Origin of the sequence: Lentzea sp. NEAU-D7 (assembly GCF_026242055.1) — a bacterium.
GTDB lineage: Bacteria > Actinomycetota > Actinomycetes > Mycobacteriales > Pseudonocardiaceae > Lentzea.
Map to the genome: position 1 here is coordinate 1 of NZ_JAPJDL010000028.1, position 25,657 is coordinate 25,657.

The following is a 25,657-nucleotide window of genomic DNA, read 5'->3' on the forward strand; positions in this document are numbered from 1 at the left end:
CGCCACAGCACTTGCTGCATGAGAGAAGGGGTGTCAAGCGGACACGCTTTTCGTCCGCTTGACACCCCTTCTCTCATGTGGCCCGCTCTTGGCTCGGCTCGTGATGGGACCCCACCGCCAACGCGCCCAGCTACGCAACAGGCAGCCGCCCAACGCAACAGGCGTGCCATCAACCCACGCACGGCGCGGGCCCCCTGATCAGATTGCCGGGGGTCTGGGGGCAGCGCCCCCAGGAGAAGCACGCAACCCAAGGTCGCCGCCCGCAACCCAACGACCGCGAAAGTCGCGCCCGACCCCCAAGCACCTACCGAGAAGGATCCAGCAACAACTTCCCAGCAGTCCGACGAGACCGAAGGTCCTCGTGAGCCTGCCGAACCTCCCCAAGCCCGTACTCCCCACCAGGAACGGCCTTCAGCTGACCATCCACCACAAGCTGGAACAGCTCAGCCATGGCCCGGTGGGCCAAAGTCCCGTGCTCGGCGTCCCGAACCTTCAACGCATGGGGCAGCCACATACCCGCAACGGCCGTGGAGTGCACCAACAGCGCCCCGAGGTCAACCGGCTTCGGCCTTTCCCGCGAGGCCATGCCATAAAACGCAAGCCGCCCAAACGGCGCCAACGCGACCAACGACTGGTCAGTGACAGCTCCTCCGGTCATGTCCAGCACGACGTCAACGCGCCGCCCGCCGTTGGCTTCCTTCAACGCGGCGGTCATGTCGGCGGCGCGAGAATCAACCGCGACATCGGCCCCGAGGTCCAGCGCCAGCTTCCGCTTCTCCTCAGACGAAGCAGTGGCGATCACCCGCCCAGCACCCCACAGCTTGGCCAGCTGAACGGCGATCGTCCCTACACCACCGGCGGCGGCATGGACGACGACCGACTCACCGGGCTCCATGTGCGTGGACTTCCGCAGCAACAGCCAGGCGGTGGCACCCTGCACGATCAACGACAGCGCGGTCAGGTCGTCGACACCGTCAGGAACGTCGAACGTGGTCAGCGAAGGCGCCACGGCCTTCTCCGCGTACCCGCCGGAGTTCTTCGTGAGCGCGACGACCCGGCGCCCGTCCGAAGTGGTTCCGACGACCTCGCCGCCGGGCACCAGCGGCAGCTCCATCTTCGCCAGGTACGAGTTCTCCGCCTGGTGCGTGTCCGCGTAGTTCAGGCCGGCGCGCGAGACGTTGATCAGCACCTCGCCCTCGCCCGCGACGGGGTCGGGCAGCTCCACCTGCTGGAGCACCTCGGGCCCGCCGAACTCGGTGATCTGGATGGCACGCACGTCAGTTCTCCTCAAGCGCGATGGAAACGGGGTCCTTGCGGGCGGCCTCGATGCGCGAGCCGTCAGCGGCACGAGGTCCGGGCGGGTTGCGGAACCCGAACGGCTCCGACGAGCGGCCTGCCTGCACGAACCAGGCCTCGCCGGTCCCCGAGCCCTCCACGATGGACATGAAGGTGTCCACGACGGCCGACACGGGCAGGATCGGCATGCCGATCTCCTCCAGCGTCGAGCGCAGCGGACCGATGATGTTGGTGTCGGCGAACGCGGGGCACAGCGCGTTCACGCGCACGTCGGGATAGGCGCCACCGAGCGAGCGCACGAGACCGACGACGGCGGCCTTGTTCGCGCCGTAGACGGGATCGCCCGGCATCGGCATGAGGCCGGCCATCGAGGCCGTGGCGATGATCTGGCCGCCGCGCTTGCGCACCTCGGGCAGCGCGTAGTGCGCGCCGTAGACGACGCCGTCGAGGTTGATGGCCATCGCGCGCCGGTACACGTCGACGTCGAAGTCGTCGCCCAGCGAACACCCGGTGCCGATGCCGGCGTTCAGGAACGCGATGTCGAGCCCGCCGAACTCGCTCACGGCGAGGGCGACGGCCTCGGCGGAGTCCGAAGGCACCGTCACATCGCAGCGCACGAACACGCCGCCGATCTCATCGGCGACGGCTTTGCCCTGGTCGGCGTCCACATCCGCGACGACGACGCGTGCGCCGTGCGATGCCAGCCGCCGGGCGGACGCGGCGCCGATGCCGTTGGATCCGCCGGTGATGAGCGCGACCTTGCCGGTGAAGTCCACGGGCATCTTCCTCCTCGAATTGCCACATTCCGACCAGTCGGTATGGTCGTCCGCACAGGCCTGGACGTCAAGCGGACTGATAGGTACGTTACTAAGCGCTTGCTTAGCTCACCATCCCCTCACCGAAGGAGGACCCGTGGCCGACAGGGTTGCGATCGTCACCGGCGCGGCTCGTGGCATCGGCGCCGCGGTCGCGCAGCGCCTCGCCGCGGACGGCTTGGCCGTCGCGTTGCTCGACCTCGACGAGCAGGGCGTGCTCGACGGCGCCGACAAGATCGTCGCGAGCGGTGGGCGCGCGATCGGCCTGAAGGTCGACGTGGCGGACGAGGAGCAGGTCAACGCCGCGGTGGCGAAGGTCGCCGAGGCCCTCGGCGCCCCGACCGTGCTGATCAACAACGCCGGCGTGCTGCGCGACAACCTGCTGTTCAAGATGACCGCCGACGACTGGGACACGGTCATGAACGTCCACCTGCGCGGTGCGTTCCTGATGAGCAAGGCCGTGCAGGCCTACCAGACGAAGGAAGGCTTCGGCCGCATCGTCAACCTGAGCTCCACCTCCGCCCTCGGCAACCGCGGCCAGGCCAACTACTCCGCCGCCAAGGCCGGTCTGCAGGGCTTCACCAAGACCCTCGCGATCGAGCTCGGGAAGTTCGGCGTCACGGTCAACGCGATCGCGCCCGGTTTCATCGCCACGGAGATGACCAAGGCAACTGCCGAGCGCATGAAGATCTCGTTCGACGACTTCCTCAAGGGTGCGGCGCAGACCATCCCGGTCGCGCGCGTCGGCCAGCCGGAGGACATCGCGCACACCGCGTCGTTCCTCGTCAGTGAAGGCGCCGGTTTCGTGTCCGGCCAGGTCATCTACGTCGCCGGCGGACCGAAGGACTGAGCATGCGCGCGTTCGAGAACATCGACGAGCTGGTCGCCGCCAAGGGCGAGCACCTCGGGTTCGGCGAGTGGCACGAGGTCACGCAGGAGCAGGTCAACCTGTTCGCCGACGCGACGCTGGACCACCAGTGGATCCACATCGACGTCGAGAAGGCGAAGAAGGGCCCGTTCGGCGGACCTGTCGCGCACGGGTACCTGACGCTGTCGCTGGTGCCGTACCTGGTGCGGGACGTCTACACCGTCAAGAACATCAAGATGGGCGTGAACTACGGCAGCAACAAGGTCCGCTTCCCGCAGCCGGTGCTGGTCGGCTCCAGGGTGCGCGGCGGGGTCGAGCTGCTGGACGTCACGGACATCGCGCTGGGCAAGCAGCTCGTGACCAAGGTCGTCATCGAGATCGAGGGCAGCGACAAGCCCGCGTGCGTCGCCGAGATCGTCAGCGTGATCGTGCCGTGAGGCTGTGGATCAGCAGGTCCGCGTAGTGCTCCGCCAGCCGCCCGGCCGGGATCTCCCCGTCCGGGCGGTACCACGTGCCGAGCTGGTGCAACGAGCCGAAGAAGTAGTAGGTGGCGACGTCGGCGGGCACGTCGTCGCGGAACGTCCCGTTGCGCTGTCCCTCCTCGATCAGGCCGCGGAACTTCTCGTGGTAGCGCCGCCGCTCCGCCCGCACCTCCCGCTGCTTCTCCTCCGAGAGGTGGTTCATCGAGCGGAAGAACACCTTGGCGGCGTCGAAGTCGTCGACGCTCGTGACGATCACGTCGACAGCGGCCTCGCGCAGCCGTTCCTCGACCGGCCCGGTGCTCGACGCGATCTTCTCCAGGTGTTCGGTCTGCAAGCGCAGCAACCGCCCGTAGATCTCGTGCAGGAGGTCGTCCTTCGACCCGAAGTAGTGGTACATGGCGCCTTTGGTGACACCGGCGTGTTCCACGATCTCCTGCACGGCGACGCGCTCGTACCCCTTGTCCGCGAACAGGCGGGTGGCGGCGTCGATCAGTCTTTCAGGCACGGTCACGACCGGAGCGTACCTCCCGACCAAGGAGAAGCCAGGCAATGATCAGTCGCTGGACCGTTGTCGTCGACCGCGACGACCTCACCGAAACCGAAGTGCTGCACGACGAACTGCCCGAGTCGTCGGAGCTCTCCGACTGCGAGGTGCTGCTCCGCGTGAGCCGCGTCGGGCTGACCGCCAACAACGTCACCTACGGCGTGATCGGCGACGTCATCGGCTACTGGGACTTCTTCCCGGCCGGCGGCCCCGGCCAGGGCGTGATCCCGCTGTGGGGCTTCGCCGACGTCGTCGACTCCACAATGGACGCTCTGCCTCCCGGCACCCGCGTCTACGGCTACCTGCCGATGGCCAGCCACCTCGTCGTGCGCGCCAAGCTGACCTCGGCCGGTTTCCTGGACACCGCCGACCACCGCGCCGCACTCCCGGCCGTCTACAACAGCTACCTCGTCACCAGCCAGGACCCCGCCTACGACGAGCGGCTGGAGGACCTCCAGGTCCTGTACCGGCCGCTGTTCCTCACGTCGTTCCTGCTGGCCGACCGGCTGGCGGACAACGACTTCCACGGCGCCCGCACGGTCGTGGTCTCCTCGGCGTCCAGCAAGACCGCGTTCGGCACCGCCCACTGCCTGAAGGGCGAGGGCGTCCGGTTGGTGGGCCTGACATCGCCCCGCAACGTGGAGTTCACCCGGAGCCTGGGTCTCTACGACACCGTGCTGCCCTACGACGCTTCGGTGGACGTCGAACCTTCGGTGTACCTGGACTTCAGCGGGTCGGCCGGCGTGCGGTCGGCGCTGCACGACCGGCTCGGCGCCGACCTGGTCAAGGACATCTCGATCGGCCTCACGCACCAGGCGGCCGCACGGGACACGCGCTCCGAGTTCTTCTTCGCGCCCGACCAGCTGCGCAAGCGCACTGCCGACTGGGGATCCGTTGGCCTGGCTCAGCGCTTCGGCGAGGCCTGGCGGGGCTTCACCGCTCAGGCCGGTGACCGGGTCGCCGTCGTGCGGCACAGCGGGCCGGAGGAGCTCGTCGGCGTGTGGCAGGACGTGCTGTCGGGCAAGGCGAGCCCGGACAGCGCGGACGTGATCACCTTCTGAGCAGTCCTGCCAGCAGGCCCGCGATGTTGTACGCGTCGTCGTGGCCGCGGTGGTGCGTGCCGTCGAGCCTCTGCCCGGCGAGACGCACCGCCTCAGCCATCCCGACCTCCCGCGGCAACGCGTGCACCAGCGCGAACAACGTCTTCACGTTGAGGTGCCGTGGCCCGAACGGGTACCGGACGCCGAAGTCGGCGCACTGCCGTTCGAACATCTTCCGGTCGTAGTCGCCGTACGAGGCCCACACCCTGCGGTCCGACCGGAACTCCTTGCGCAGCAGCGCGCACGCCTCGGCGAACGAGACGCCGCCGGCGACCTGGTCGGCGGTCAGCGTCGTCAGTTCGGTGCAGAAACGGCTGACCGACGACCGGGACGGACGCACCAGCACCGACCTGCGCTCACCACAGATCCCGGACGCCACCGAGAGCGGGCAGATCCCGATCTCGATGATCTCCGAGACCTCGCCGGGAGGCGGCGTTCCCTCCCAGCAGGTCGACTCGACGTCGACCACCAGCACCTCGTCCAACGCGATCACGTGATGATCGTCCCCCGCCCGTCTACTGGAATACGACGACGGGCAGCACGACGATCTCGCCGGTCGCGGCGTTCCACGACTGGACCTTGCCCAGGCAGCGGGCGTTGAACTGGCCCGGTGGCAACGTGTCGCGCAGGCTCGCGCGGTCGCACTCCACCCGCACCCGGTGCTCGCCGACCGGCGCCAGCAGCACCGCCGGGTCGTCGCCGTCACCGACCTCGAACCTGCCGTGCAGCGACACGTAGTCGCGGATGTCGTTGAGCCGCCGCGCCCTTCCCCGCCGCCACGCCTCGTCCGCCTTGATCGTGGCGGTCGTCAGGTCGACCTCGACCACGCCGTGTCCCGCGCGCAGGCCCGCCAGGACGACGCCGATGACGTCGATCTCCGTGGCCGGTTTCTCGTAGGTGTCGGTGTTCTGCTCGACCACCGAGCCGTCGACGCCGATGCCGAACTCGCTGGGGCCGACCTGCAGCTTGCCGTTCTTGGTGACGGTGATCTGCTTGACGAACTGCCGGGTGACCGCGTCGTCGTAGCGGCCGACCTTGCAGAGGTTGATCATCCGCCGGCCGTGCACGTAGAACAGCAGTCCGGGCACCTCGGGGCCCTGGTCGCGGCGGCGCAGCCACCGCCAGGCAAGTACGACGACCACGACCAGCGCGATCAGCGTCGCCACCCACAGCAGGATCCAGCCCCACGAGACGGACCACCAGAGCCCTCTATCGACAGCCACGGATCTCCCTCACCGCCTCCAGCAACGACTTCGCGCCCGCCTCGACCAGTCGGCCGCCGCTCGCCTGCGCCACCCGGTCCAGCTCCGCCGTGGAGGCCTCGCCGAACCGGATCGGGAACACCGGCACCTCTCCCCTGCCGACCCGCAGGAACTCGTCCACCGACGGGCCCGCGTTGTTCTCGCCGTCGGTCATCAGCACCACGGCCGTCTCCCCTCTGGCCAGCTGCAACCCGCGCTCCAAGGCACTCCAGATCGCGGTGTTGTCCCGCAGGTCCTCAGACGCGACGACGGCCAGCAGCGCGTCGAGGTCCTCCCGTCCGCGCACGGTGATCGAACGCTCCTCCAGCACGGTGCCCGCGAACCGGACGATCGTCACGGTCTCGCCGACGTAGAAGCGGTCGAACCCGTTGAGCGACGCGAACGCCTCGCGCAGGCCGGCGAGCCGCTCACCTCGCATGGACGTCGAGTAGTCCAGCACGAAGACCACCTGCCGGCCGTCGCCCGCGCGGTCGTGGAACAGCAGCAACCGGTCGATCACCTCGGAGCTGTCCGGGAAGTAGAGCGCGGTGCCGAGGTCGGCCCGCAGCTTCGCGTCGCGCGTCACGGAGGGGTCGACGGGCCGGCGCCAGGTGCGGTCGGCGATCATCTGCTGCGCGACCGGCGACCTCAGCCAGTCCACGACGCGGTCGTAGGCGGCCCGGTCCGCGGGGTCGACGAGCATCAGCGGGTAGTCCGAGAGCACGATGCCGTCACGCGGGTAGACGATCTCCAGCGGTTCCGCCAGACGCCCGGAAGCGTTCAGGGACAACAACTCCGACTCGTGCGCGACCAAGCCGTCCACATCGGACCTGCGGGCGAACTCGCCTACTGGGTCGGGCACGTCGAACGCCCGTCCCGCGAGGAACCCCTGCAGGCGGTCGCAACTCACGTCCTCCGGCCGCAGCGGCGCTCCGGTGCCCGCGGCCGCCGTCGCGACGCCGATCAGCGCGGCCATGCCACCGCCGGACACGCGCGGATCGGCCATGCCGTACCGGAACTGGCCCAGCGCGGCCCGGTCGGCGACGTCCGCCCACGTCGGCCGCTCGCCCAGCACGGCACGGCTGCCGCGCTTCACCCCGAGCACCACAGGCGACGTCATGACGCTCGACGCCAGCTCGGGCTCGGCACCCCGCAACCGCAGGAACCTGGTGGTGGACAACCACGCGAGGTCGAACCCGGCGAGCGATCCGCTGGCCTCGACCGTGCCGCGGTGCTCCACCGCCAGCTCGACCCCGGTGGCCTTCCTCAGCTCCGCCAGCACCGGCCCGAGGTCGGCCAGTTCCGTGCTCGCCAGCACCTTCAGGCGGACCGGCGGGGGCGTGCTCGACGTGCACGCGGTGAGAAGGAGCAGCAGAACCGCCGCCAGCACCCTCATCTGCACTCGCCGACGACGTCGAGCATCCGCTCGAACAGCTCCGCCTTGGGCAGCTGCACCCTGCCCGCCTCACCGGCGGGCGGTTCGGGCAGCCCGCGGCCCGCGATGTAGGTGCCGAAGTCGTCGGCGGACTCCCCGTTCCAGCCCAGCGAGTGGAAACCGAGCTCGACCGCACGCCGGCGCAGGTCCGGGTCGTTCATCATCAGCTCGCCGATCCGGTCGCCCTCCGGCGTGAACGAGATCAGCTCGGGCGTGCTCTGGTGCTGCTTCGTCGGGTAGAGCAGCACGCGGTCGGAGTCGACGCTCTTCTGCCGCAGCTGGTACGCGATGTACTGGTGCTCGTAGATCACCGCGATGACGGCGTGCGTGCGGCCCTCCGGCACGAAGTACTTCGGGGCCATGTCCTCGCCGGCCTGGCCCTGCGCGTCGACGTACGGCTTGACCTCCCGCGCCAGCCTCTCCGCGGCTTCGACGGTCTGCGGCGGTTCGTCGCCGAACGCGGTGGCGAAGAAGCCGACGAGCGTCGCGCCCGAGTAGGCCTTGCAGGGATCCGGCGACTGCACGATGACCCGGTTGCCGTTGGTCAGGCCGAGCTCGTTCCACCTCTTGCCGGCGTCGGCCAGCTCCTTGAGCCTGGCCATGTCGAGGTTGTAGTAGAGCGGCTTCTCGCTCGAGTCGTGCGGCTTCGCGACCCCCGCCCGCTTCAGCGCTTCGGCGTACTCGCGGAACGTGGCGAGCACGACCGGGGTGAAGAACGGCCGGTACGGCACGACGTGCTTGCCCGCGCGGCGCGTCTTCACGTGTTCGTTCGCCACGTGCCCCGACGGGAACACGAAGTGGTACGAGTCGAGGTCGGGTTTGTCCGCCAGGTCGCGCGACCCGATCGGCGTCACGTGCACCTGGTACCCGCGCGCCATCAGGATGCGCTTGACCTGCTCGTCCTGGAAGAAGTCGCGCTTGGAGGCGAACAGCGCCCGCACCACCGTGACAGAACGGAACGGGCCGGTGATGTGCCCCGAGACGAGCAACACCACCAGCCCGGTCACGAACACCGCCAGCGGCGGGACGAACCACAGCAGGAACCGTCTTCGCGGGTCGACGACCTTGAACTCGGGCTCCCGCACGGCTCCCCCTGGAGTCAGACGATCACTGCACCACCGTCGACGACGAGCGTCTCGCCAGTAACGTAACCGCCCGCGGGCGAGGCCAGGAAGACAACGGCGGAAGCGAGCTCCTCCGGATCACCGATTCGCCCGGATGGCAGCGTCGCCTGGATCTTCTCCAGGTACCCCGGCGGGTACTGGTCGGTCATCTCGGAGGCGAAGAAACCGGGGCAGATCGCGTTGACCCGGATGCCCTTGCGCCCGGTCCACTGCTGCGCCAGGTCGCGGGTCAGGCCGAGCAGGCCCGCCTTCGACGCGGAGTACGCGGCCTGCGGAATACCGCCGGTCACGAGGCCGAGCACGCTCGAGATGTTGATGATCGAGCCACCGGACTTCATGACGGAGGCGGCGGCCTGGGCCATCCAGTAGGCGCCGTTGAGGTTCACGTCCATGACGCCGAGGAACTCCTCCGGCGTCTCCCGCGAGGCCGGCACCGCCGACGCGACACCGGCGTTGTTCACGAGCACCGCCACCGTGCCGAACTCCGCCGCCGCACGAGCGACCTCACGGCAGTCCTCGGGCTTGGACACGTCGGCCTGCACGACCAGGGCGCGCCGACCTGCGGCCTCGACCAGAGCGGCCGTGTCCTTCAGCTTGTCCGCGCGGCGGGCCGCGAGCACGACGTCCGCACCGGCCTCGGCCAGACCCTTCGCGAACGCGACACCGAGGCCGGAGGACGCGCCCGTGACGATCGCGACCTTGCCGTCCAGGCGGAACTTGTCCAGGATTCCCACTACGAAAGCCTTTCCAGGATGATCGCCATGCCCTGACCGCCGCCGACGCACATCGTCTCGAGGCCGAACTGGGCGTCGCGGGCCTGCATTCCGTTGATCAGCGTCGTCATGATCCGCGCGCCGGTCGAGCCGAACGGGTGGCCCAGCGCGATCGCGCCGCCGTGCACGTTCAGCCTGTCGATGTCGATGCCCAGCGCGCGCTGGCTGCCGAGCACCTGGACGGCGAACGCCTCGTTGATCTCCACCAGGTCGATGTCCGAAATGGACATGCCGGCGTGGCCGAGCGCCTGCTTCGTGGCATCGACGGGGCCGAGGCCCATGATCTCCGGCGACAGGCCGGAGACGCCCGTGGACACGATGCGCGCCAACGGGGTCAGGCCCAGCTCACGGGCCCGCACGTCGCTCATGATCACGACAGCGGCCGCGCCGTCGTTCAACGGGCAGCAGTTGCCGGCCGTGATCGTGCCCTCGGGCCGGAACGACGGCTTCAGCTGGGAGACGGCCTCGTAGGTGACACCCGCGCGCGGACCGTCGTCCGCCGAGACGACGGTGCCGTCGGGCAGGGTGACCGGCGTGATCTCGCGGGCGAAGAACCCGTCGGCGATCGCCTTCTCCGCGAGGTTCTGCGACCGCACGCCGAACTCGTCCTGGTCGTGCCGCGAGATGCCCATCTGCGTCGCGACGTTCTCGGCCGTCTGGCCCATAGCGATGTAGTAGTCGGGCAGCTTGCCGTCGAGCCGCGGGTCGGTCCACGGAGCGTTGGACGCGGCCGTGTCCTGGGTCCGCTGCTGGGCCTCGTCGAACAGCGGGTTGAACGAGGGCACGCCCGAGTGCATGTACCGGGAGACGCACTCGACGCCGGCCGAGACGAACCCGGTGCCCTCCCCCGCCTTGATGGCGTGGAAGGCCATCCGCGCGGTCTGCACCGAGGACGCGCAGAACCGGTTGACGGTCGTGCCGGGGAGGTTGTCGTGGCCCAGCTGCACGGCGACGCGGCGTGCGATGTTCTGGCCGTGCTCGTCCTGCGGCTCGGCGCACCCGAGGTGCAGGTCGGTGATCTCCGACGCCGGGATGTCGCCCAGCGCCGCCGAGATCACCTGCGCGGCCAGGTCGTCCGGCCGCAGCGAGACGAGGGAACCCTTGCGGGCGCGGCCGATCGGCGACCGGGCCGTGGAGACGATGACTGCCTCAGCCATGGAAATCCTCCTACAGGCCCAGGTCGCGGCCGATGAGTTCCTTCATGATCTCGTTGGACCCCGCCCAGATCTTCGTGACGCGGGCGTCCATCCACGCGCGGGCGACGCGGTACTCGGTCATGTAGCCGTAGCCGCCGTGCAGCTGCACGCAGGCGTCGATGACCTCGTTCTCGATGTCGGCGCTCCAGTACTTCGCCTGCGCCGCCTCGACCGAGCTCAGTTCGCCGCGAACGTGCTGCATGGTCAGGGTGTCGATGAACGCCTGCGAGACGTCCAGCTTGGTGCGCAGCTCCGCGAGCAGGAACTTGTTGTGCTGGAACTTGCCGATCGCCTGGCCGAAGGCCTTGCGCTCCTTGACGTACTCCAGCGTCTCCTCGAAGACGCCCTGCGCGTGCGCCAGGTTCGAGATGGCGCCGCCGATCCGCTCCTGCGGCAGGCGTTCCATCATGTAGATGAAGCCCTGGCCCTCCTCGCCGATGACGTGCTCCTGCGAGAGCCGCACGTCGGAGAAGAACAGCTCCGCGGTGTCGGACGGGTGCTGACCGACCTTGTCGAGCTTGCGGCCGCGCTCGAAGCCGGGCATGCCGTTCTCGACGGCGAACAGCGTGATGCCGCGCGCGCCCTTGGACGGGTCGGTGCGGGCCGCGACGACGATCATGTCCGCGGTGTAGCCGTTGGTGATGAACGTCTTGGAGCCGTTGAGGATCCAGTCGTCACCGTCGCGCACGGCGTTGGTCTTCAGCGCGGCGAGGTCGGAGCCGCCGGACGGCTCGGTCATCGCGATGCCGGTCTTGATCTCGCCGGTGCACATGCCGGGCAGCCAGCGCTGCTTCTGCTCCTCGGTGCACAGGTCAACGAGGTACGGCGCGACGACGTCGCCGTGGATGCCCAGCGACGAGGCGACCGCGGCGTTGACCCGGCACAGCTCCTCGGCGAACACGGTGTTGAACCGGTAGTCGTTCGCGCCGCTGCCGCCGTACTCCTCGGGGATCTCGAGGCCCAGCAGGCCCTGACGCCCGGCCTCGAGCCACACGTCCCGGTCGATCACCCGCTGCTCGATGAACTTCTCGACGTTCGGCGTGATCGTGCGCTCGACGAACGCCTTCGCCGACTCCCGGAACGCGGCGTGATCCTCGTTGAACAGCGTCCGCTGCACGACTACCTCCATACTAAGCGGTTGCTTAGAGCTAAGCGCCCGCTTAGCGTGCAGTACGATCCATCACCTGTCAACACGCGAGGAGCGGCCCGATGACGACGACCGGACTGGACGGGTTCTCACTGCTCGACGAGACCTGGCGCGCCGTGACCCCGGACGCCGCCCGCCGGATGCTCATCGCCGCCGTCCAGGCGTTCGCGAGCAAGGGATATCACGCCACGACCACCCGTGACATCGCTTCTCTGGCCGGAATGTCGCCCGCGGCCGTGTACATCCACTACCGGTCCAAAGAGGAGCTGCTCTTCAACATCTCGCTCGTCGGTCACGAGACGTCGCTGGCGCTGCTGTCGAGCATCCAGGGCGACGGCGCGGTGCAGCGGCTGAAGAACGCGGTGTCGGCGTTCGCGGGCTGGCACGCCGAGTTCCACACGACGGCGCGGGTGGTGCAGTACGAGCTCGGCGCGCTCTCCCCGGAACACCACGCGGAGGTGGCGGAGCTGCGCCGGCAGATCGAGCAGCGGATGCGGTCCTACATCGCGGCCGGCGTCGAGGAGGGCGTGTTCGACGTCCCCGACCTCAAGGGCGCGACCCTGGCCGTGCTGTCGCTGTGCATCGACGTCGCGCGCTGGTACCAGCCCGGAGGCAAGCGGACCCCGGACGAGATCGGCGCGATGTACGCCGACCTCGTCCTCAGGATGGTCCGCCCGGCTACCTGACCGACTTCCTGCCGTACACGCCTGCCACGACCGACACACCGACCGCGGCGACGACGATCTGGACGATCACCTCGATCCAGTCGATGCCCGGCGTGTCCTGCACGCCGAGCAGCCGCGCGATCCACGACCCGATGAACGCGGCCGCTATGCCGACCAGGATGGTCAGCCAGATCGGGATGGCCTGCTTGCCCGGTGCGAACAGCTTGCCGAGCAGGCCCAGGATCAAGCCGATGATGAGCGCGCCGATGATGCTCTCGATGGTCACGGTCGCCTCCTCCTTTTGTCCCCGTCATACCCAGGAACTGCGGAAGAAAATCATCCCGTCACCCGGCAAGATCCGCAGCTCGAGATCGCCGAGCGGTACACCCGGATGCCGATGACTACCAGCGGCTGCCGGAGACCTGGCTCATCCACTGGTTGATGGTCGCGGTCCAGTCGGTGCCGACGGCCTGCTGGTGCGACACGGCGAACCGGCCGTACGCGTCGCCGCCCGCGCGGAGCAGCCCGGCGCGCTTGTCGGCCTCCAGGACCACGTGCAGCTCGCCCGGCGTCGTGACGAAGGTCAGCTCGACCTGCTTGACGCGGCCCGCGAACTGCGGCGGCGGGTAGAACTCGATCTCCTGGTAGAACGGCAGCTGCTGCGGCACGCCGTGGATGCGGCCGCGCTCGTTGTCCGCCTTGGTGAAGCGGAAGCCCATCTGCCCGAACGCCTGGAGCACGGCGTCCTGCGACGGCAGCGGGTGCACCCAGATCGGGTCTAGGTCACCGGGGTCGACCGCGCCGCGCACCTCCAGCTCGGTGCGCAGGCCCAGCTGCATGCCGTTGAGCTGCATGCCGCCCACGACGTTGAGCGGGCACTCGAACGGCACCGGGACCTGGAACGGCAGCGAGAGGTTCTGGTGCGGCTGGGCGACGATCCGCTGGCCCACGGAGAACTTGTGGAACTCCATGTTGGTGTTGTACTCGTTGTCGCCGCTCTCGACCTCGACGCGGGTGAGCAGCGCGAGCGTGACGTGGTCGATCTCGGCCGGGTGGTCGCCGCCGGCGATGCGCACCTCACCCGACAGGACCTCGCCGGGCCTGACGTTGGGGTTCGTCAGCACCGTGTCGACAGTCGGCCCGCCCACGCCGAACGCGCGCATCATCCTCTTGAACACCACTGCGGCCTCCTGAAGCCCTTGCTGTTTGCGGGGAGTCTGCCAACTGGATCGCCCGTTTGCGGCGAAGTGTTCCGTTGACGCCTCAGTACCCCGATCGGTTCCGTATGGACTTCCGTTGACTTCAGATGGCAACATGCGACCGCCGTCACATACTAAGCGGTCGCTCAGGAGGTTGCCCGTGCTGCTCGTCGCCAACCGGGGTGAGGTGGCTGTCCGCGTCCTGCGCGCCGCCGCTGAACTGGGGATTCGCACCGTGGCGGTGTACGCGGAGGACGACGCTTCGTCGCTCCACGTGACCCTCGCGGACCGCGCGGTGGCGCTGCGTGGACCGTCGCCGTACCTGGACGTGGACCAGCTGCTGGACGCGGCCGAGGGGTGCCAGGCCGTGCATCCGGGGTGGGGGTTCCTGTCCGAGAACGCCGCGTTCGCCCGGGCGTGTTCGGAGCGCGGCCTGGCGTTCGTCGGGCCGTCCGCTGACGTTCTGGAACTGCTCGGTGACAAGCGGCGAGCACGGGAACTGGCGGCGTCGCTGGGGATTCCGGTGCTGGACGCGGCACCCGGCGAGTTCCCGGTGATGGTGAAGGCGGTCGCCGGGGGCGGCGGCAAGGGCATGCGGGCCGTGCTGCGGCCCGAGGACCTCGACAGTGCGGTCGAGGCGTGCCGGGCGGAGGCGCTGGCGGCGTTCGGGGTGGGCGACGTCTACTTCGAACGACTGATGCCCTCCGCCCGGCACATCGAGGTGCAGCTCGTCGGGACGACGGTGATCGGTGACCGCGACTGCTCGCTGCAGCTGCGCCACCAGAAGGTCGTGGAGATCGCCCCCGCTCCCCTGCTGGACCCGTTGCTGCGCAAGGCGTTGCACGAGGCGGCCGCCGCTTTGGCCGTCGCGGCGGGCTACACCGGCGTCGGCACCGTCGAGTTCCTGGTGTCGGGCGACTCGTTCGCGTTCCTGGAGGTCAACCCGCGGCTGCAGGTCGAGCACACGGTGACCGAGATGGTGTCCGGAGTGGACCTCGTGCGCACCCAGCTGCTGCTCGCCTGGGGCGGCGACGTGGACTTCACGCCCCACGACCGCGGCGCGGCCGTGCAGGTGCGCCTGAACCAGACCTCGGGCGGCGTGCTGTCGTCGTTCGGGCTGCCCGCCGGCCCCGGCGTCCGCGTCGACACGCACGGGTACGTCGGCTACCGGGTCGGCACGCGGTACGACGGGCTGCTCGCGAAGCTCGTGGTGCACGGCGAGGACCTGGACGTCGCCCTGAACCGGGCGCGGCGGGCGTTGCGCGAGTTCCGGGTCGAGGGCGTCTCGACGAACCTGGAGTTCCTGAAGACCCTGCTGGAGCAGGACGTCGTCGGCGCGACGACCGACTTCGTGACCGAGGAGCCGGTCTCGGGCATGCGAGCGCCGCTGGCGGGCACGGTGGTCGCCGTCGACGCCGGTTCCGTCGTGCTGGAAGCCATGAAGATGCAGCACGTCGTGCGGGTGTCCGGCGACGTGCTGGTGTCCGTCGGCGACACGGTGACCGAGGGCCAGCTGCTGGCCTCCGGCGCCGGCGAGTCGGCCGAGGACGTCGCCGAGGTGGACCCGGAGCACGTCCGGCCCGATCTGGCGGAAGTGCTGGCACGTCACGACTTCGACCGGCCCGAAGCCGCCGCGCGTCGTCACGCGCGGGGTGGGCGGACCGCCCGCGAGAACATCGCGGACCTCTGTTCCTCGTTCGTCGAGTACGGCGGCCTCGCGATCGCCGCCCAACGCCAGCGCCGGTCGCTCGAGGACCTGATCGAACGCACGCCCGCGGACGGCATGGTGGCGGGCATCGGCGTCGTGAACGGCCAACGTGTCGTGGCGATGTCCTACGACTACGCCGTGCTGGCCGGCACGCAGGGCATGCGCAACCACCAGAAGAAGGACCGGCTGTTCGCTCTGGCACAGCAGGAGAACCTGCCCGTGGTGCTGTTCGCCGAAGGCGGCGGTGGACGGCCCGGCGACACCGACCACAGCATGGTCAGCGGGCTGGACTGCGGCTCGTTCCACGCGTTCGCGCAGCTGAGCGGGCAGGTGCCGTTGATCGGCGTGGTGGCGGGGCGGTGCTTCGCGGGCAACGCGGTGCTGCTGGGCACCTGCGACGTGATCATCGCGGTCGAGGGCGCGAACATCGGCATGGGCGGGCCGGCGATGATCGAGGGCGGTGGGCTGGGCACGTTCCGGCCCGAGGACATCGGCCCGTTGGACGTGCAGGTGCCCAACGGCGTGGTGGACATCGCGGTGCCTTCGGAGGAGGAGGCCGTCGCGGTCGCGAAGAAGTACCTGTCGTACTTCCAGGGCTCGTCGGCCGAGTGGAACTGCGCCGACCAGCGCCTGCTGCGCCACGCCGTCCCCGAGAACCGCCTGCGCGCCTACGACGTCCGAGCGCTCATCACCACCCTCGCCGACACCGGCAGCGTCCTCGAGCTCCGCCAGGGCTTCGGCAAGGCCGTCGTCACGGCTCTCGTCCGCGTCGAGGGTCGCCCGATCGCCCTGATCGCCAACGACCCCCGCGTCCTGGGCGGCGCGATCGACGCCGACGCCGCCGACAAGTGCGCCCGCTTCCTCCAGCTCGCCGACGCGTTCGACCTCCCGGTCGTGTCCCTGTGCGACACCCCGGGGTTCATGGTCGGCCCGGACGCCGAGCGCACCGCCACCGTCCGCCACCTCACCCGCATGGTCGTGACGGGCTCCAACCTCACCGTCCCCTTCGGACTCGTGGTCCTGCGCAAGGCCTACGGGCTCGGCGCCCAGGCCATGGCGGCAGGCAGCCTGAAGGTGCCTCAGTTCACCGTCTCGTGGCCCACTGGCGAGTTCGGCCCGATGGGCCTCGAAGGCGCCGTCAAGCTCGGCTTCCGGAAAGAGCTCGACGCAATCGCGGACCCGGACGAGCGCAAGCAGCGCTACGACCAGATGGTCGCGATGGCCTACGAGCACGGCAAAGCACTCAACGTCGCCTCGGTCTTCGAGATCGACGACGTGATCGACCCGGCCGACACGCGCCGCTGGATCGCCACGGCGCTGGCCCCCGCAACTTCCCGCTCACAAGGGAAGAAACGCCCGTTCATCGACACGTGGTGAGGAGAATCCGTGGTCAGCGTCGCCCCTGCGGAACAGAAGACCTTACGTCGGCTCATGGCAGCCGGGCTCGTCGGTTCGAGTCTTGAGTGGTACGACTTCTTCATCTACGCGACCGCCGCGGCATTGGTGTTCCCGAAGCTGTTCTTCCCCGAGGCGACGCCGATCGTGGCGTTGCTCCTGTCCTTCAGCACGTTCTGGGCGGGCTTCATCGCGCGCCCGGTCGGCGGCCTGGTGTTCGGGCACGTCGGCGACAAGGTCGGCCGCAAGCCGGCGCTGGTCATCTGCCTCGGCCTGATGGCGGCGGCGACGTTCCTCATCGGCCTGCTGCCCACGACGGCGTCCATCGGCGTCGGGGCGCCGGTCCTGCTGGTGCTGTTGCGCTTCCTGCAGGGCATCGCGGTCGGCGGGCAGTGGGGCGGCGTGGTCCTGCTGCTGACCGAGACCGCGGGGCCGAAGAAGCGCGGCTTCGCGGGCACGTTCGGTCAGGCCGGTGTTCCGATCGGCGTGCTGCTGGGCAACGTCGCCTTCATCAGCGCCACGACGGCCCTCTCGCCCGAGGCGTTCGCGTCGTGGGGCTGGCGCGTGCCGTTCCTCGCGAGCGCGCTCCTGTTCCCCGTGGTGCTGTTCATCCAGCTCAAGGTCGAGGACAGCCCGGTCTTCCGCGAGTTGCAGCAACGCCGTGCGTCGGGACCGGTCGTGGCACAGGCACCGCTGAAGGAGGCGCTGCGGACCCACCGCAAGCCGATCCTGCTCGGGGCGGGCCTGATGTTCGCGTCCAACGCGATCTTCTACGTGTCGATCGCGGGCGTGCTGTCCTACGCGACCACCACGCTCGGCCTGGCGCGCGAGTCGGTGCTGGTCGTCAGCCTGCTGTCGTCCCTCGTGAGCATCCCGGTGATCCTGTGGGCCGGACACGCGTCGGACCGCCTCGGGCGCCGTCCGCTGATCATCGCGGGCACCGTCGGCATGATCGTGTGGGCGTTCCCGTACTTCCTGCTCGTGGACACGGCCTCGCTGCTGTTGCTGTTCGTCGCGAACACGGTCGGAGGCATCGCGTCCTCTCTCGTGTACGGGCCGATCGCCGCCTACCTGGGTGAACTGTTCGAGGCGCACGTGCGGTACTCGGGTGCTTCTCTCGCGTACCAACTGGCGTCGATCCTGGTCAGCGGCGGCACGCCGTTCGTGATGACGGCGCTGCTGGGCGCGACCGGGACCTCGATGTCCGTGTCGGCGTTCCTGCTGGTCATGGGTCTGTGCACGCTGGTATCGGTGATCAAGTTGCCGGAGACGCACCAGCCGGAACGGGCCTGATCAGAGGCTGTGAAGGCCCGGCCTAACGGACAAATCGGGCCTTCACAGTCAAGACCTCTGCGGAACCTGCGGCCGATGCCGTACGTTGGCGCGTCGTGACCACTCTCATGGCGCGCTTCAAGCAGCGGATGCGCAGGTTCGCGCAGAAACCGGGCTCAGTCGACCTCGCCCCGTTCCAGGCAATGCTCGCGGACGTGGAGAAACACGCCGAGAAGTTCAAGGCGTTCAGCGACGAGGAGCTGACGGCACACGCCGTGAAGCTGCGCGAGGAGAGCACGGACACCGAGCTCGTGGCCCTCACGCGGGAGGCCGCCGAGCGCGCCATCGGGCAGCGCCCGTTCGACGTGCAGGTCCTGGGTGCGCTCGGCATGCTCAGCGGGCTCGTCGTCGAGATGGCGACCGGTGAGGGCAAGACGCTCGCGGGCGCCATGGCCGCGGCCGGCTTCGCGATCAAGGGCAAGCGCGTCCACGTGGTCAGCGTCAACGACTACCTCGCCCAGCGCGACGCGGAGTGGATGGGCCCGCTGTACGGGCTGCTCGGCGTCACCGTGGGCTGGATCAACGGCAGCTCGAAGGCCGAGGAGCGCCGCGAGGCCTACCAGCGCGAGGTCACGTACGCGCCGGTCAGCGAGATCGGCTTCGACATCCTGCGCGACAGGATCGTCACGAGCCCCGACGACCTGATCGTGCCCGAGCCCGAGGTCGCGCTCATCGACGAGGCCGACTCGGTGCTCGTCGACGAGGCCCGCGTGCCGCTGGTGCTGGCCGGCTCGACCAGCGCGGAGGCGGCCGACCCCGTCATCGCCGACCTGGTGAAGCGGCTGCGCCAGAACCTGCACTACGAGATCGACGACGAGGAGCGCAACGTCTTCCTCACGGGCGCGGGCTCCGAGGCCGTCGAGCGGGCGCTCGGCGAGATCGACCTGTACTCGCAGGAACACGTCACGTCCACGCTGTCGAAGGTCAACGTGGCGCTGCACGCGCAGGTGCTGCTGCACCGCGACGTCGACTACATCGTGCGCGACGGCAAGGTGCACCTGATCAACGACACCCGCGGCCGTGTCGCGAAGCTGCAGCGGTGGCCGGACGGCCTGCAGGCCGCGGTCGAGGCCAAGGAGAACGTCCAGACGACCGAGTCGGGCGAGATCCTCGACTCGATGACGGTGCAGGCGCTGCTGTCGCGCTACCCGACGCGCTGCGGCATGACCGGTACCGCCGTCGCCGTCGCCGAGACGCTGCGGGAGTTCTACGAGCTGGAAGTGCTCGTGATCCCGCCGAACAAGGAGAACATCCGCGAGGACGAGCACTTCCGCCTCTACGCGACGCTGGAGCAGAAGGAAGACGCCATCGTCGAGGAAATCAAGACCGTCCACGAGACGGGTCGCCCGATCCTCGTCGGCACTCTCGACGTCGCCGAGTCGGAGCGGATCTCCTCCAAGCTGCGCGCCGCCGGCATCGAGTGCGTGGTGCTCAACGCGAAGAACGACGCCGAGGAGGCGTCGATCATCGCCGACGCCGGTTCCTACCAGCGCGTCACGGTCTCGACCCAGATGGCCGGTCGCGGTACGGACATCCGCCTCGGTGGCCACGAGGGCGAGGACCACGACCGGATCGCCGAGCTCGGCGGCCTGTACGTGATCGGCACCGGGCGGCACTCGTCGTCACGGCTGGACGACCAGCTGCGCGGGCGCGCGGGCCGTCAGGGCGACCCCGGCGGCTCGGTGTTCTTCTCGTCCATGCAGGACGAGCTGATCACCCAGTACGCGCCGGACGCCGAGGACCCGTCCGAAGTGGACAACGACGGCCGGGTGCACGACAAGGGCCTGCTGCACACCTTCGAGCACGCCCAGCGCGTGGCCGAGGGCGTGAACCTGGAGATCCACCGCAACACCTGGCGCTACAACAAGCTGATCGAGCACCAGCGCGACATCCTGCTCAAGCACCGCGACGTGGTGCTGCGCACCGACGCGGCGTTCGAGAAGGTCGGCAAGAAGGAGGGCGTGTCCGACGAGGTGGCCGCCGAGGCCGCCCGCAAGATCACGCTGTTCTTCCTGGACGACCTGTGGACGCACCACCTGACGTTCCTGTCGGACCTGCGCGAGGGCATCCACCTGCGCGCACTGGCCCGGCAGAACCCGCTGGACGAGTTCCACCGCGAGGCCATCCCGGCGTTCAACAAGATCGTGCCGGAGTCGTGGGAGCGCACCTCGGAGAAGTACGAGGCGGCCAAGATCACCGACGACGGCTACGACCTCGCCGACGCCGGGGTGAAGCGCCCGAGCTCGACGTGGACTTACCTGGTGCACGACAACCCGTTCGGCTCCGGACTGGAGGAGTCGATGAAGGGTCTCGTCAAGATGGTCCGCGGGCAGCGCCGCTGACGATCACTTCTTCCCGCCGGCGATGAGGTCGTCGGCGGGTCTGGCGGGCCGGGGCAACGTCTCGGCCCGTCTGGCTTTCGCGGGCTTCGCGGCGGCCGCCGTCATCTCGGCGGTCAGCTTCTTGATCTCCGCGAGGATGTCGAGGTGCTCCTGCGACGGCGGTGGTCCGACGAAGTTGGACCTGTCGTGTGCCGTCCGTTCCGCGCGCTCGGCCAGAAGCCGGATGCGGCGCAAATGCTCGTGTTCCCCGTCCGGGAACAGGAAGTCGGTCTGCTCCATCACCCGTGCAAGCTTTCGCGTGCACGGGTGACCAGTCGATCCCCTAGTCGGCTGATTCCAGTTTTCGGACGAGCCAGTCGTGGAAACCGCCGATGTGGTGCTCCGAGGGCACCAGCACCCCACCATGTGCGTAAGCGCGTGAGGCCATCGCCGGCTGGCATCGCTCGCAGGCTTCGAAGTCCTGTTCGTTCACCCGGTGGAACAGCTCGACCGAGCGAGAGACGTCACGGCCGGTGTCGACCACTTCCTTGGCGTAGAGCCAATCGCACTCGACGACCGTCCGGTCCGCGGCCATCGGGTACATGCGGTGCAGGATCACGTGGTCCGGCACGAGGTTGATGAACACCTGCGGCTTGATGGTGATGGCGTAATACTTCCTGTCGCGATCCTCTTCCAGCGCCGAGAGTTTCCCGAACCCCTCGCCGCCGTCCACGGTGAAACCCTTGATCTCGTCACCGAACTCGGCGCCGTGCCCGACGTAGTACTGCGCCGCGTAGCCGTCGGCGAACTCGGGCAGCACCTCGGTGAGCTCGGGGTGGATCGTCGCGCAGTGGTAGCACTCCATGAAGTTCTCGACGATGAGCTTCCAGTTGGCCTTGACGTCGTAGACGATTCGTTTGCCCACGGACAACCGGTCGATCTCGTAGCCGTCGATGGCGTCGAGCGTGCCCAAACGTTCGGTGACGGCGCTCAGCACGTCGTCCTCGAAGCTCGGAGGATCCTCGGCGAGGTTCACCCAGGCGTAGCCGAGCCATTCGCGCACATGCACCTTGGTGAGCCCGTACGCAACGCGATCGACGTCCGGCATTGAGGTGAGATTGGGTGCGGCGATCAGGTTGCCGTCCAACGCGTAGGTCCAGGCGTGGTAAGGGCACTGGAACGCCCGTTTGACGCTGCCAGCCTCCTCGACGCAGATGCGCGCGCCGCGGTGCCTGCACACGTTGAGGAACGCGTTGAGGCCGCCTTTGCGGTCACGCGCGATGAGCACGCTCTCCCGCCCGACCTGCACCGTGCGGAAGTCGCCGGCGTTCGGGAGGTCGCCGGAACGGACCGCGCAGAACCACATCTTCTCGAAGAGGGCCGCCTGCTCCTGCGCGAAGATCGCGGGGTCGGTGTAGTAGCGGCCTTCGAGGGTCGGGATCAGGCTGCCTGTCATGCTCCGCCTCTCAAGCGAGCAGGGTCGAACAGGGCGATCGGGTGCCGCGTGGCCCCGTCGATCGTGAGGTCGGCGAGGATCTCGCCGACGACGGGCGCGAACTTGAAGCCGTGCCCCGAGAAGCCGCACGCCACGGTCACGTCGTCGTGCTCCGGGTGGCGGGCGATGACGAAGTGCCGGTCGGCGGTGTTGGTGTACATGCAGGTCGCGGCGCGCTGGAACGTGCCGGCGAGGCCCGGCATCGGGGACCTGGTGGCGTTCGCGATCGCCTCGACCTCGTGGGCGCGCACCGTGCGGTCGACGGTCTCGGGCGTGCAGATCTCGCCGCCGTGGTGGAACGCCACCTTCACCGCGCCGTCGTGCTCGGGGAAGCCGTAGAAGCCGGTGTCGCGGTCCCAGATGTAGACCGGGTAGCCGGCCAGCGTCTCGTCCGGGGTGAAGTAGAACTGGACCTGGCGTTCGACCTCAAACGGGATTCCCAGGTCTCCCAGCAACTCCGGCGCCCACGGGCCGGGGCACAGGACCACGTGCCCGGTCTCGTAGGTCCCGCGCGCCGTGGTGACCCTGCCGGGTTCCCAGTGCGTCACCGGCTCCTCGAAGCGCAGGTCGGCACCGGCGCGCCGGGCGAGCGCCAGGTGGGCCTCGACGGACGCCTCCGGCACGACGAAGCCCGCGCCGGGTTCGTACAGCCCGATCTCGTCCGGCGCCGGCCGCAGGGCGGGGAAGCGCTCGCGGATCTGGGACGCGGGGGGCCGGTGGGGTGCCCGACCGCACAGGGCGGCCCGCCCCCCGCGGGCCGGGGCCCCCCCCCCGGCCGGGGGGGGGGCCGCGGCCCCCGCCGCCCCCCCCCCCCCCCCCCCCCCCCCTCGCCCGGCTGCCCGTGATGGCGCCGCTGTCCGGAGCGCCGACGATGATCCCGCCGACGCGGTGGAAGATCCGTTCACCGCTGTCCCGCTCGATCTGGTCCCACATCTCGTGCGCGCGCAGGAGCAACGGCACGTACGCGGGGTCTTCGAAGTACGCCTGCCGCGTGATGCGCGACCCGCCGTGGCTCGACCCCAGCGCGTGCGCGGGCGTGAACCTCTCGAGTCCCAGCACTCGCCGCCCGCGCTGGGCGAGCCGGTACGCGGCGGCACTGCCCATGCCGCCGAGGCCGATGACGACGACGTCGTAGGTCACGCGCGGAGCCGCTTCATCTCGGGGTCGAACAACGGCTCCCGCGCCGGACGCGCTTTGACCTTCTGCCCGAAGTACTCGATCTCGACCTCGTCGTCGATCTCGCTGGGCAGCCAGGCGTAGGCGATGTTGAGGCCGGTCGTGTACCCGTAGGCCGCGCTCGTGACGTAGCCGACCGGTTCTCCCTGGTGGAAAACGGGTTCACTGCCCAGCACGACGCTGTGCGGGTCGTCGATCGTGAGGCAGGTGAGCTTCTTGGTCGAGGTGAGGTTGTGCAGCGATCCCTTGCCGAGGAACTCCTTGTCCTGGCGCACCGCGAACCCGAGCCCCGCCTCGAACGGGTCGTGCTCGGTCGTCACGTCCGTGCCCCACGAGCGGTAGCCCTTCTCCAGGCGCAGGCTGGTGAAGGCTCCGCGCCCGGCGGCGATGACCCCGTGCCGCTGCCCGGCCTCCCACAGCGTGTCCCACAGCTTCGGGCCGAGATCGGCGGTGGTGTAGAGCTCCCAGCCCAGTTCGCCCACATAGGACAGTCGCAGGGCGGTCACCGGAACGTTCTTGATGAACGCCCTCTGAGCGGTGAAGTACCCCTTGCGCGTGTCCAGGGTGTGCGGGATGTCGTTGACGAGGTCGCGCGCCAACGGGCCCCACAGGCCGATGCAGCACGTTCCGGCCGTGATGTCCCTGATGAAGACGTCGTCCGGCGCGTGCCGGGTGAGCCAGTCGAGGTCGAGGTTGCCGTTCGCGCCGACCTGGAACGTCGTCGCGCCGAGCCGGGCGATCGTCAGGTCGCTGCGCACGCCGCCCTGTTCGTCCAGCAGCAGCGTGTAGACGACGGCGCCTGGTTTGCGGGCGAGGTTGTTGGTCGTCATGTGCTGCAGGAACTCCAGCGCTCCCGGCCCGCTCACCTCCAGCCGTTTCAGCGGCGTCATGTCGAACAGCGCGACCCGCTTGCGCGTCACCAGCGCCTCGGCCCCGCAGATCGGCGACCAGAACCGGCTCGCCCACTCGCCCCGCGCGGGCACCTCGGCGACCTCGGGCAGGCCGGCGTTGGCCTCGTACCAGTGCGGCCGCTCCCAGCCCGACGCCTCCAGGAAGAACGCGCCGAGCTCCTGCTGCCGGCCGTAGAACGGGCTCGTGCGGATAGGGCGCGGGCTCTCCATGGGCTGCAACGGGTGCAGCACGTCGTAGACCTCGACGAAGTTCTGGCAGCTGCGTTCCAGCACGTAGTCGGGCGCCAGCTGCACCTGCTCGAACCGGTTGAGGTCGCTGGAGTGCAGGTCCATCTCCGGCTGCCCGTCCACGATCCACTCGGCCATCGACCGCGCCACCCCCGCGGAGTGCGTGATCCACACCGCCTCCGCCACCCAGAAGCCCCGCAGCGCCGGGTGCTCGCCCAGCAACGGCATCCCGTCGCTGGTGAACGAGAACAGCCCGTTGAACCCGCGCTCCACCCCGGCCTCCGCCAGCGCCGGGATCAGCTCGACGGCCGACGCCCAGGACGCCTCGAAGTCCTCCTTGGTGAACGGCAGCTCCGAGCCGGTGATGTCGCGCGCCGCGATCGGCATGGGCCGGTGCCCGTACGCGCCGATGCCCAGCGCCTTGCCGTGCGAGCGGAAGTACAGGTCGGCTTCCTGGTGCCGCAGGATCGGCTGGCGTGCCAACGCCTCCGCGTCGGCGTTCAGGTCGCCGGTGAACGCGTACTGGTGGGCCATCGGCACGAGCGGCACGGTCAGCCCGACCATCTCGCCCAGCAGCGGCCCCCACATGCCGGCGCACGAGACCACGACGTCGGCCGGGAACAGGTCCGTCTCGGTCCGCACCCCGGTGACCCGGTCGCCCGAGGTCTCGACCGCGACGACCTTCTGCCCGAACGCGAACCGCGCCCCGCGCCCGATCGCACGCTCCGCCTGGACCTCGGCGGCCTTCACCGGCCTCGCGAGGCCGTCGCTCGGGATCAGGAACCCGCCGAGCACCTGCTCCCGGTCGAGCAACGGGTGCAGCCGCGCCACCTCGTCCGCGTCGACGAGCCGGCTCGGCACGCCCCACGACGTGGCCCAGCCGTGCCTGCGGAACAGGTCGGCCAGCCGTTCGGGACCGGTGGCGATCTCCAGGCCGCCGACCTGGTCGAAGCAGCCCAGCGCCGTGTACTTCTCGACGGTGTAGCGGGCGAAGCCCGTCATGCTGCGGCACGGGTTCGTCTGGAAGACCAGGCCGGGCGCGTGCCCGCTGGACCCGCCGGCCGCGAGGCCCGCTGCCTGGTCGAGGACCGTGACGTCGGTGAAGCCCCGTTCGGTGAGCTCGTCGGCCAGCGCGCACCCGACGATCCCCGCCCCCACGAGCACCACGCGAGGCACTGCACCAGGCATCAGGACACCCCTTCGCCG

At 69.4% G+C, this 25,657-nt stretch carries 23 protein-coding genes and 1 pseudogene; 7 read left to right on the forward strand and 17 right to left on the reverse strand.

Annotation, left to right across the window (positions count from 1 at the left end):
• Positions 1 to 304: 304 nt before the first annotated feature.
• Both ORI60_RS38485 and ORI60_RS38490 read right to left on the reverse strand, forming a co-directional pair.
• On the reverse strand, positions 305 to 1,276 hold the full coding sequence (locus ORI60_RS38485; protein WP_266042955.1) for a quinone oxidoreductase family protein: 972 nt from the start codon (positions 1,274 to 1,276) through the stop codon (positions 305 to 307).
• 1 nt (position 1,277) lies between these two features.
• Entirely contained in the window at positions 1,278 to 2,078 is an 801-nt protein-coding gene (locus ORI60_RS38490; protein ID WP_266042956.1) for an SDR family NAD(P)-dependent oxidoreductase, read from the reverse strand.
• Between the two features lie 130 nt (positions 2,079 to 2,208).
• Here ORI60_RS38490 and fabG point away from each other — a divergent pair, with 130 nt between their 5' ends.
• Positions 2,209 to 2,961 carry a 3-oxoacyl-ACP reductase FabG gene (gene fabG, locus ORI60_RS38495; RefSeq protein ID WP_266042957.1) on the forward strand — a complete coding sequence of 251 codons (753 nt, stop codon included), beginning with the start codon at positions 2,209 to 2,211 and terminating at the stop codon, positions 2,959 to 2,961.
• Positions 2,962 to 2,963: 2 nt separating this feature from the next.
• Positions 2,964 to 3,416, forward strand: a complete 453-nt coding sequence (locus tag ORI60_RS38500) for a MaoC family dehydratase (RefSeq protein WP_266042958.1) — start codon at positions 2,964 to 2,966, stop codon at positions 3,414 to 3,416.
• Here the strand turns inward: ORI60_RS38500 and ORI60_RS38505 are convergent.
• Entirely contained in the window at positions 3,397 to 3,972 is a 576-nt protein-coding gene (locus ORI60_RS38505) for a TetR/AcrR family transcriptional regulator (RefSeq protein WP_266042959.1), read from the reverse strand. The two genes, ORI60_RS38500 and ORI60_RS38505, sit on opposite strands and share 20 nt — an antisense overlap.
• 38 nt (positions 3,973 to 4,010) lie before the next feature.
• Between ORI60_RS38505 and ORI60_RS38510 the strand changes: the two genes are divergently transcribed.
• Entirely contained in the window at positions 4,011 to 5,066 is a 1,056-nt protein-coding gene (locus tag ORI60_RS38510) for a DUF2855 family protein (protein ID WP_266042960.1), read from the forward strand.
• Here ORI60_RS38510 and ORI60_RS38515 read toward each other — a convergent pair.
• The 7 genes from ORI60_RS38515 to ORI60_RS38545 are packed head-to-tail and all read right to left on the reverse strand — an operon-like array spanning position 5,056 to position 11,991.
• The gene (locus ORI60_RS38515) at positions 5,056 to 5,598 is read right to left on the reverse strand and encodes a 3'-5' exonuclease (RefSeq protein ID WP_266042961.1); all 543 of its coding nucleotides are present in this window, start codon (positions 5,596 to 5,598) and stop codon (positions 5,056 to 5,058) included. The genes ORI60_RS38510 and ORI60_RS38515 overlap by 11 nt on opposite strands.
• A 22-nt stretch (positions 5,599 to 5,620) precedes the next feature.
• Positions 5,621 to 6,328, reverse strand: a complete 708-nt coding sequence (locus ORI60_RS38520; protein ID WP_266042962.1) for a hypothetical protein — start codon at positions 6,326 to 6,328, stop codon at positions 5,621 to 5,623.
• Positions 6,315 to 7,742 (reverse strand): vWA domain-containing protein, encoded by a 1,428-nt coding sequence (locus tag ORI60_RS38525; protein WP_266042963.1) that lies wholly within the window; start codon positions 7,740 to 7,742, stop codon positions 6,315 to 6,317. Before ORI60_RS38525 ends, ORI60_RS38520 begins: the two co-directional genes overlap by 14 nt.
• Positions 7,739 to 8,866, reverse strand: a complete 1,128-nt coding sequence (locus tag ORI60_RS38530) for a hypothetical protein (RefSeq protein ID WP_266042964.1) — start codon at positions 8,864 to 8,866, stop codon at positions 7,739 to 7,741. Before ORI60_RS38530 ends, ORI60_RS38525 begins: the two co-directional genes overlap by 4 nt.
• A 14-nt stretch (positions 8,867 to 8,880) precedes the next feature.
• A complete protein-coding gene (locus ORI60_RS38535) occupies positions 8,881 to 9,639 on the reverse strand; it encodes an SDR family NAD(P)-dependent oxidoreductase (RefSeq protein ID WP_266042965.1) in 759 nt (252 codons plus the stop codon).
• Positions 9,639 to 10,835 carry an acetyl-CoA C-acetyltransferase gene (locus tag ORI60_RS38540; RefSeq protein WP_266042966.1) on the reverse strand — a complete coding sequence of 399 codons (1,197 nt, stop codon included), beginning with the start codon at positions 10,833 to 10,835 and terminating at the stop codon, positions 9,639 to 9,641. Before ORI60_RS38540 ends, ORI60_RS38535 begins: the two co-directional genes overlap by 1 nt.
• Before the next feature lie 10 nt (positions 10,836 to 10,845).
• Positions 10,846 to 11,991: an acyl-CoA dehydrogenase family protein gene (locus ORI60_RS38545; protein WP_090069354.1), complete on the reverse strand. Its 1,146-nt coding sequence runs from the start codon at positions 11,989 to 11,991 to the stop codon at positions 10,846 to 10,848.
• Between the two features lie 92 nt (positions 11,992 to 12,083).
• Between ORI60_RS38545 and ORI60_RS38550 the strand changes: the two genes are divergently transcribed.
• Positions 12,084 to 12,707, forward strand: coding sequence for a TetR/AcrR family transcriptional regulator (locus tag ORI60_RS38550; protein ID WP_266042967.1), 624 nt, complete (start codon positions 12,084 to 12,086; stop codon positions 12,705 to 12,707).
• Here the strand turns inward: ORI60_RS38550 and ORI60_RS38555 are convergent.
• Both ORI60_RS38555 and ORI60_RS38560 read right to left on the reverse strand, forming a co-directional pair.
• Positions 12,700 to 12,972 (reverse strand): GlsB/YeaQ/YmgE family stress response membrane protein, encoded by a 273-nt coding sequence (locus ORI60_RS38555; protein WP_266042968.1) that lies wholly within the window; start codon positions 12,970 to 12,972, stop codon positions 12,700 to 12,702. The two genes, ORI60_RS38550 and ORI60_RS38555, sit on opposite strands and share 8 nt — an antisense overlap.
• A gap of 115 nt (positions 12,973 to 13,087) precedes the next feature.
• Complete coding sequence (locus tag ORI60_RS38560) at positions 13,088 to 13,867, reverse strand: sporulation protein (RefSeq protein WP_266042969.1); 780 nt, start codon at positions 13,865 to 13,867, stop codon at positions 13,088 to 13,090.
• A gap of 178 nt (positions 13,868 to 14,045) precedes the next feature.
• Between ORI60_RS38560 and ORI60_RS38565 the strand changes: the two genes are divergently transcribed.
• The 3 genes from ORI60_RS38565 (at position 14,046) to secA2 (ending at position 20,662) form a co-directional block, all read left to right on the forward strand.
• Positions 14,046 to 16,970, forward strand: coding sequence for a carboxyl transferase domain-containing protein (locus ORI60_RS38565; RefSeq protein WP_323055990.1), 2,925 nt, complete (start codon positions 14,046 to 14,048; stop codon positions 16,968 to 16,970).
• Between the two features lie 54 nt (positions 16,971 to 17,024).
• Positions 17,025 to 18,281 carry an MFS transporter gene (locus ORI60_RS38570; protein ID WP_266042971.1) on the forward strand — a complete coding sequence of 419 codons (1,257 nt, stop codon included), beginning with the start codon at positions 17,025 to 17,027 and terminating at the stop codon, positions 18,279 to 18,281.
• Between the two features lie 95 nt (positions 18,282 to 18,376).
• A complete protein-coding gene (gene secA2 / locus ORI60_RS38575; RefSeq protein WP_266042972.1) occupies positions 18,377 to 20,662 on the forward strand; it encodes an accessory Sec system translocase SecA2 in 2,286 nt (761 codons plus the stop codon).
• Positions 20,663 to 20,665: 3 nt separating this feature from the next.
• On the opposite strand, the gene ORI60_RS38580 is transcribed toward secA2, so the two are convergent.
• The 5 genes and pseudogenes from ORI60_RS38580 to ORI60_RS38600 all read right to left on the reverse strand — a co-directional run bounded on the left by ORI60_RS38580 (position 20,666) and on the right by ORI60_RS38600 (position 25,639).
• A complete protein-coding gene (locus ORI60_RS38580; protein WP_266043069.1) occupies positions 20,666 to 20,941 on the reverse strand; it encodes a hypothetical protein in 276 nt (91 codons plus the stop codon).
• 43 nt (positions 20,942 to 20,984) lie between these two features.
• Entirely contained in the window at positions 20,985 to 22,097 is a 1,113-nt protein-coding gene (locus ORI60_RS38585) for an aromatic ring-hydroxylating oxygenase subunit alpha (RefSeq protein WP_266042973.1), read from the reverse strand.
• Positions 22,094 to 23,041, reverse strand: a complete 948-nt coding sequence (gene solA, locus ORI60_RS38590) for an N-methyl-L-tryptophan oxidase (RefSeq protein WP_266042974.1) — start codon at positions 23,039 to 23,041, stop codon at positions 22,094 to 22,096. The genes ORI60_RS38585 and solA overlap by 4 nt, the downstream gene beginning before the upstream one ends.
• A 16-nt stretch (positions 23,042 to 23,057) precedes the next feature.
• Positions 23,058 to 23,240, reverse strand: a pseudogene (locus ORI60_RS38595) (FAD-dependent oxidoreductase); the annotation flags it as partial.
• Between the two features lie 32 nt (positions 23,241 to 23,272).
• Positions 23,273 to 25,639: a GcvT family protein gene (locus tag ORI60_RS38600; RefSeq protein ID WP_266042975.1), complete on the reverse strand. Its 2,367-nt coding sequence runs from the start codon at positions 25,637 to 25,639 to the stop codon at positions 23,273 to 23,275.
• Positions 25,640 to 25,657 lie beyond the last annotated feature (18 nt).

Bases quoted from the DNA above. Each gene is read 5' to 3' on its own strand.
- ORI60_RS38540 (WP_266042966.1), bottom strand. From the start codon at position 10,835: ATGGCTGAGGCAGTCATCGTCTCCACGGCCCGGTCGCCGATCGGCCGC.
- ORI60_RS38580 (WP_266043069.1), bottom strand. From the start codon at position 20,941: ATGGAGCAGACCGACTTCCTGTTCCCGGACGGGGAACACGAGCATTTG.
- ORI60_RS38585 (WP_266042973.1), bottom strand. From the start codon at position 22,097: ATGACAGGCAGCCTGATCCCGACCCTCGAAGGCCGCTACTACACCGAC.
- ORI60_RS38525 (WP_266042963.1), bottom strand. From the start codon at position 7,742: ATGAGGGTGCTGGCGGCGGTTCTGCTGCTCCTTCTCACCGCGTGCACG.
- ORI60_RS38570 (WP_266042971.1), top strand. From the start codon at position 17,025: ATGGCAGCCGGGCTCGTCGGTTCGAGTCTTGAGTGGTACGACTTCTTC.
- ORI60_RS38500 (WP_266042958.1), top strand. From the start codon at position 2,964: ATGCGCGCGTTCGAGAACATCGACGAGCTGGTCGCCGCCAAGGGCGAG.
- ORI60_RS38550 (WP_266042967.1), top strand. From the start codon at position 12,084: ATGACGACGACCGGACTGGACGGGTTCTCACTGCTCGACGAGACCTGG.
- ORI60_RS38510 (WP_266042960.1), top strand. From the start codon at position 4,011: ATGATCAGTCGCTGGACCGTTGTCGTCGACCGCGACGACCTCACCGAA.
- ORI60_RS38600 (WP_266042975.1), bottom strand. From the start codon at position 25,639: ATGCCTGGTGCAGTGCCTCGCGTGGTGCTCGTGGGGGCGGGGATCGTC.
- ORI60_RS38490 (WP_266042956.1), bottom strand. From the start codon at position 2,078: ATGCCCGTGGACTTCACCGGCAAGGTCGCGCTCATCACCGGCGGATCC.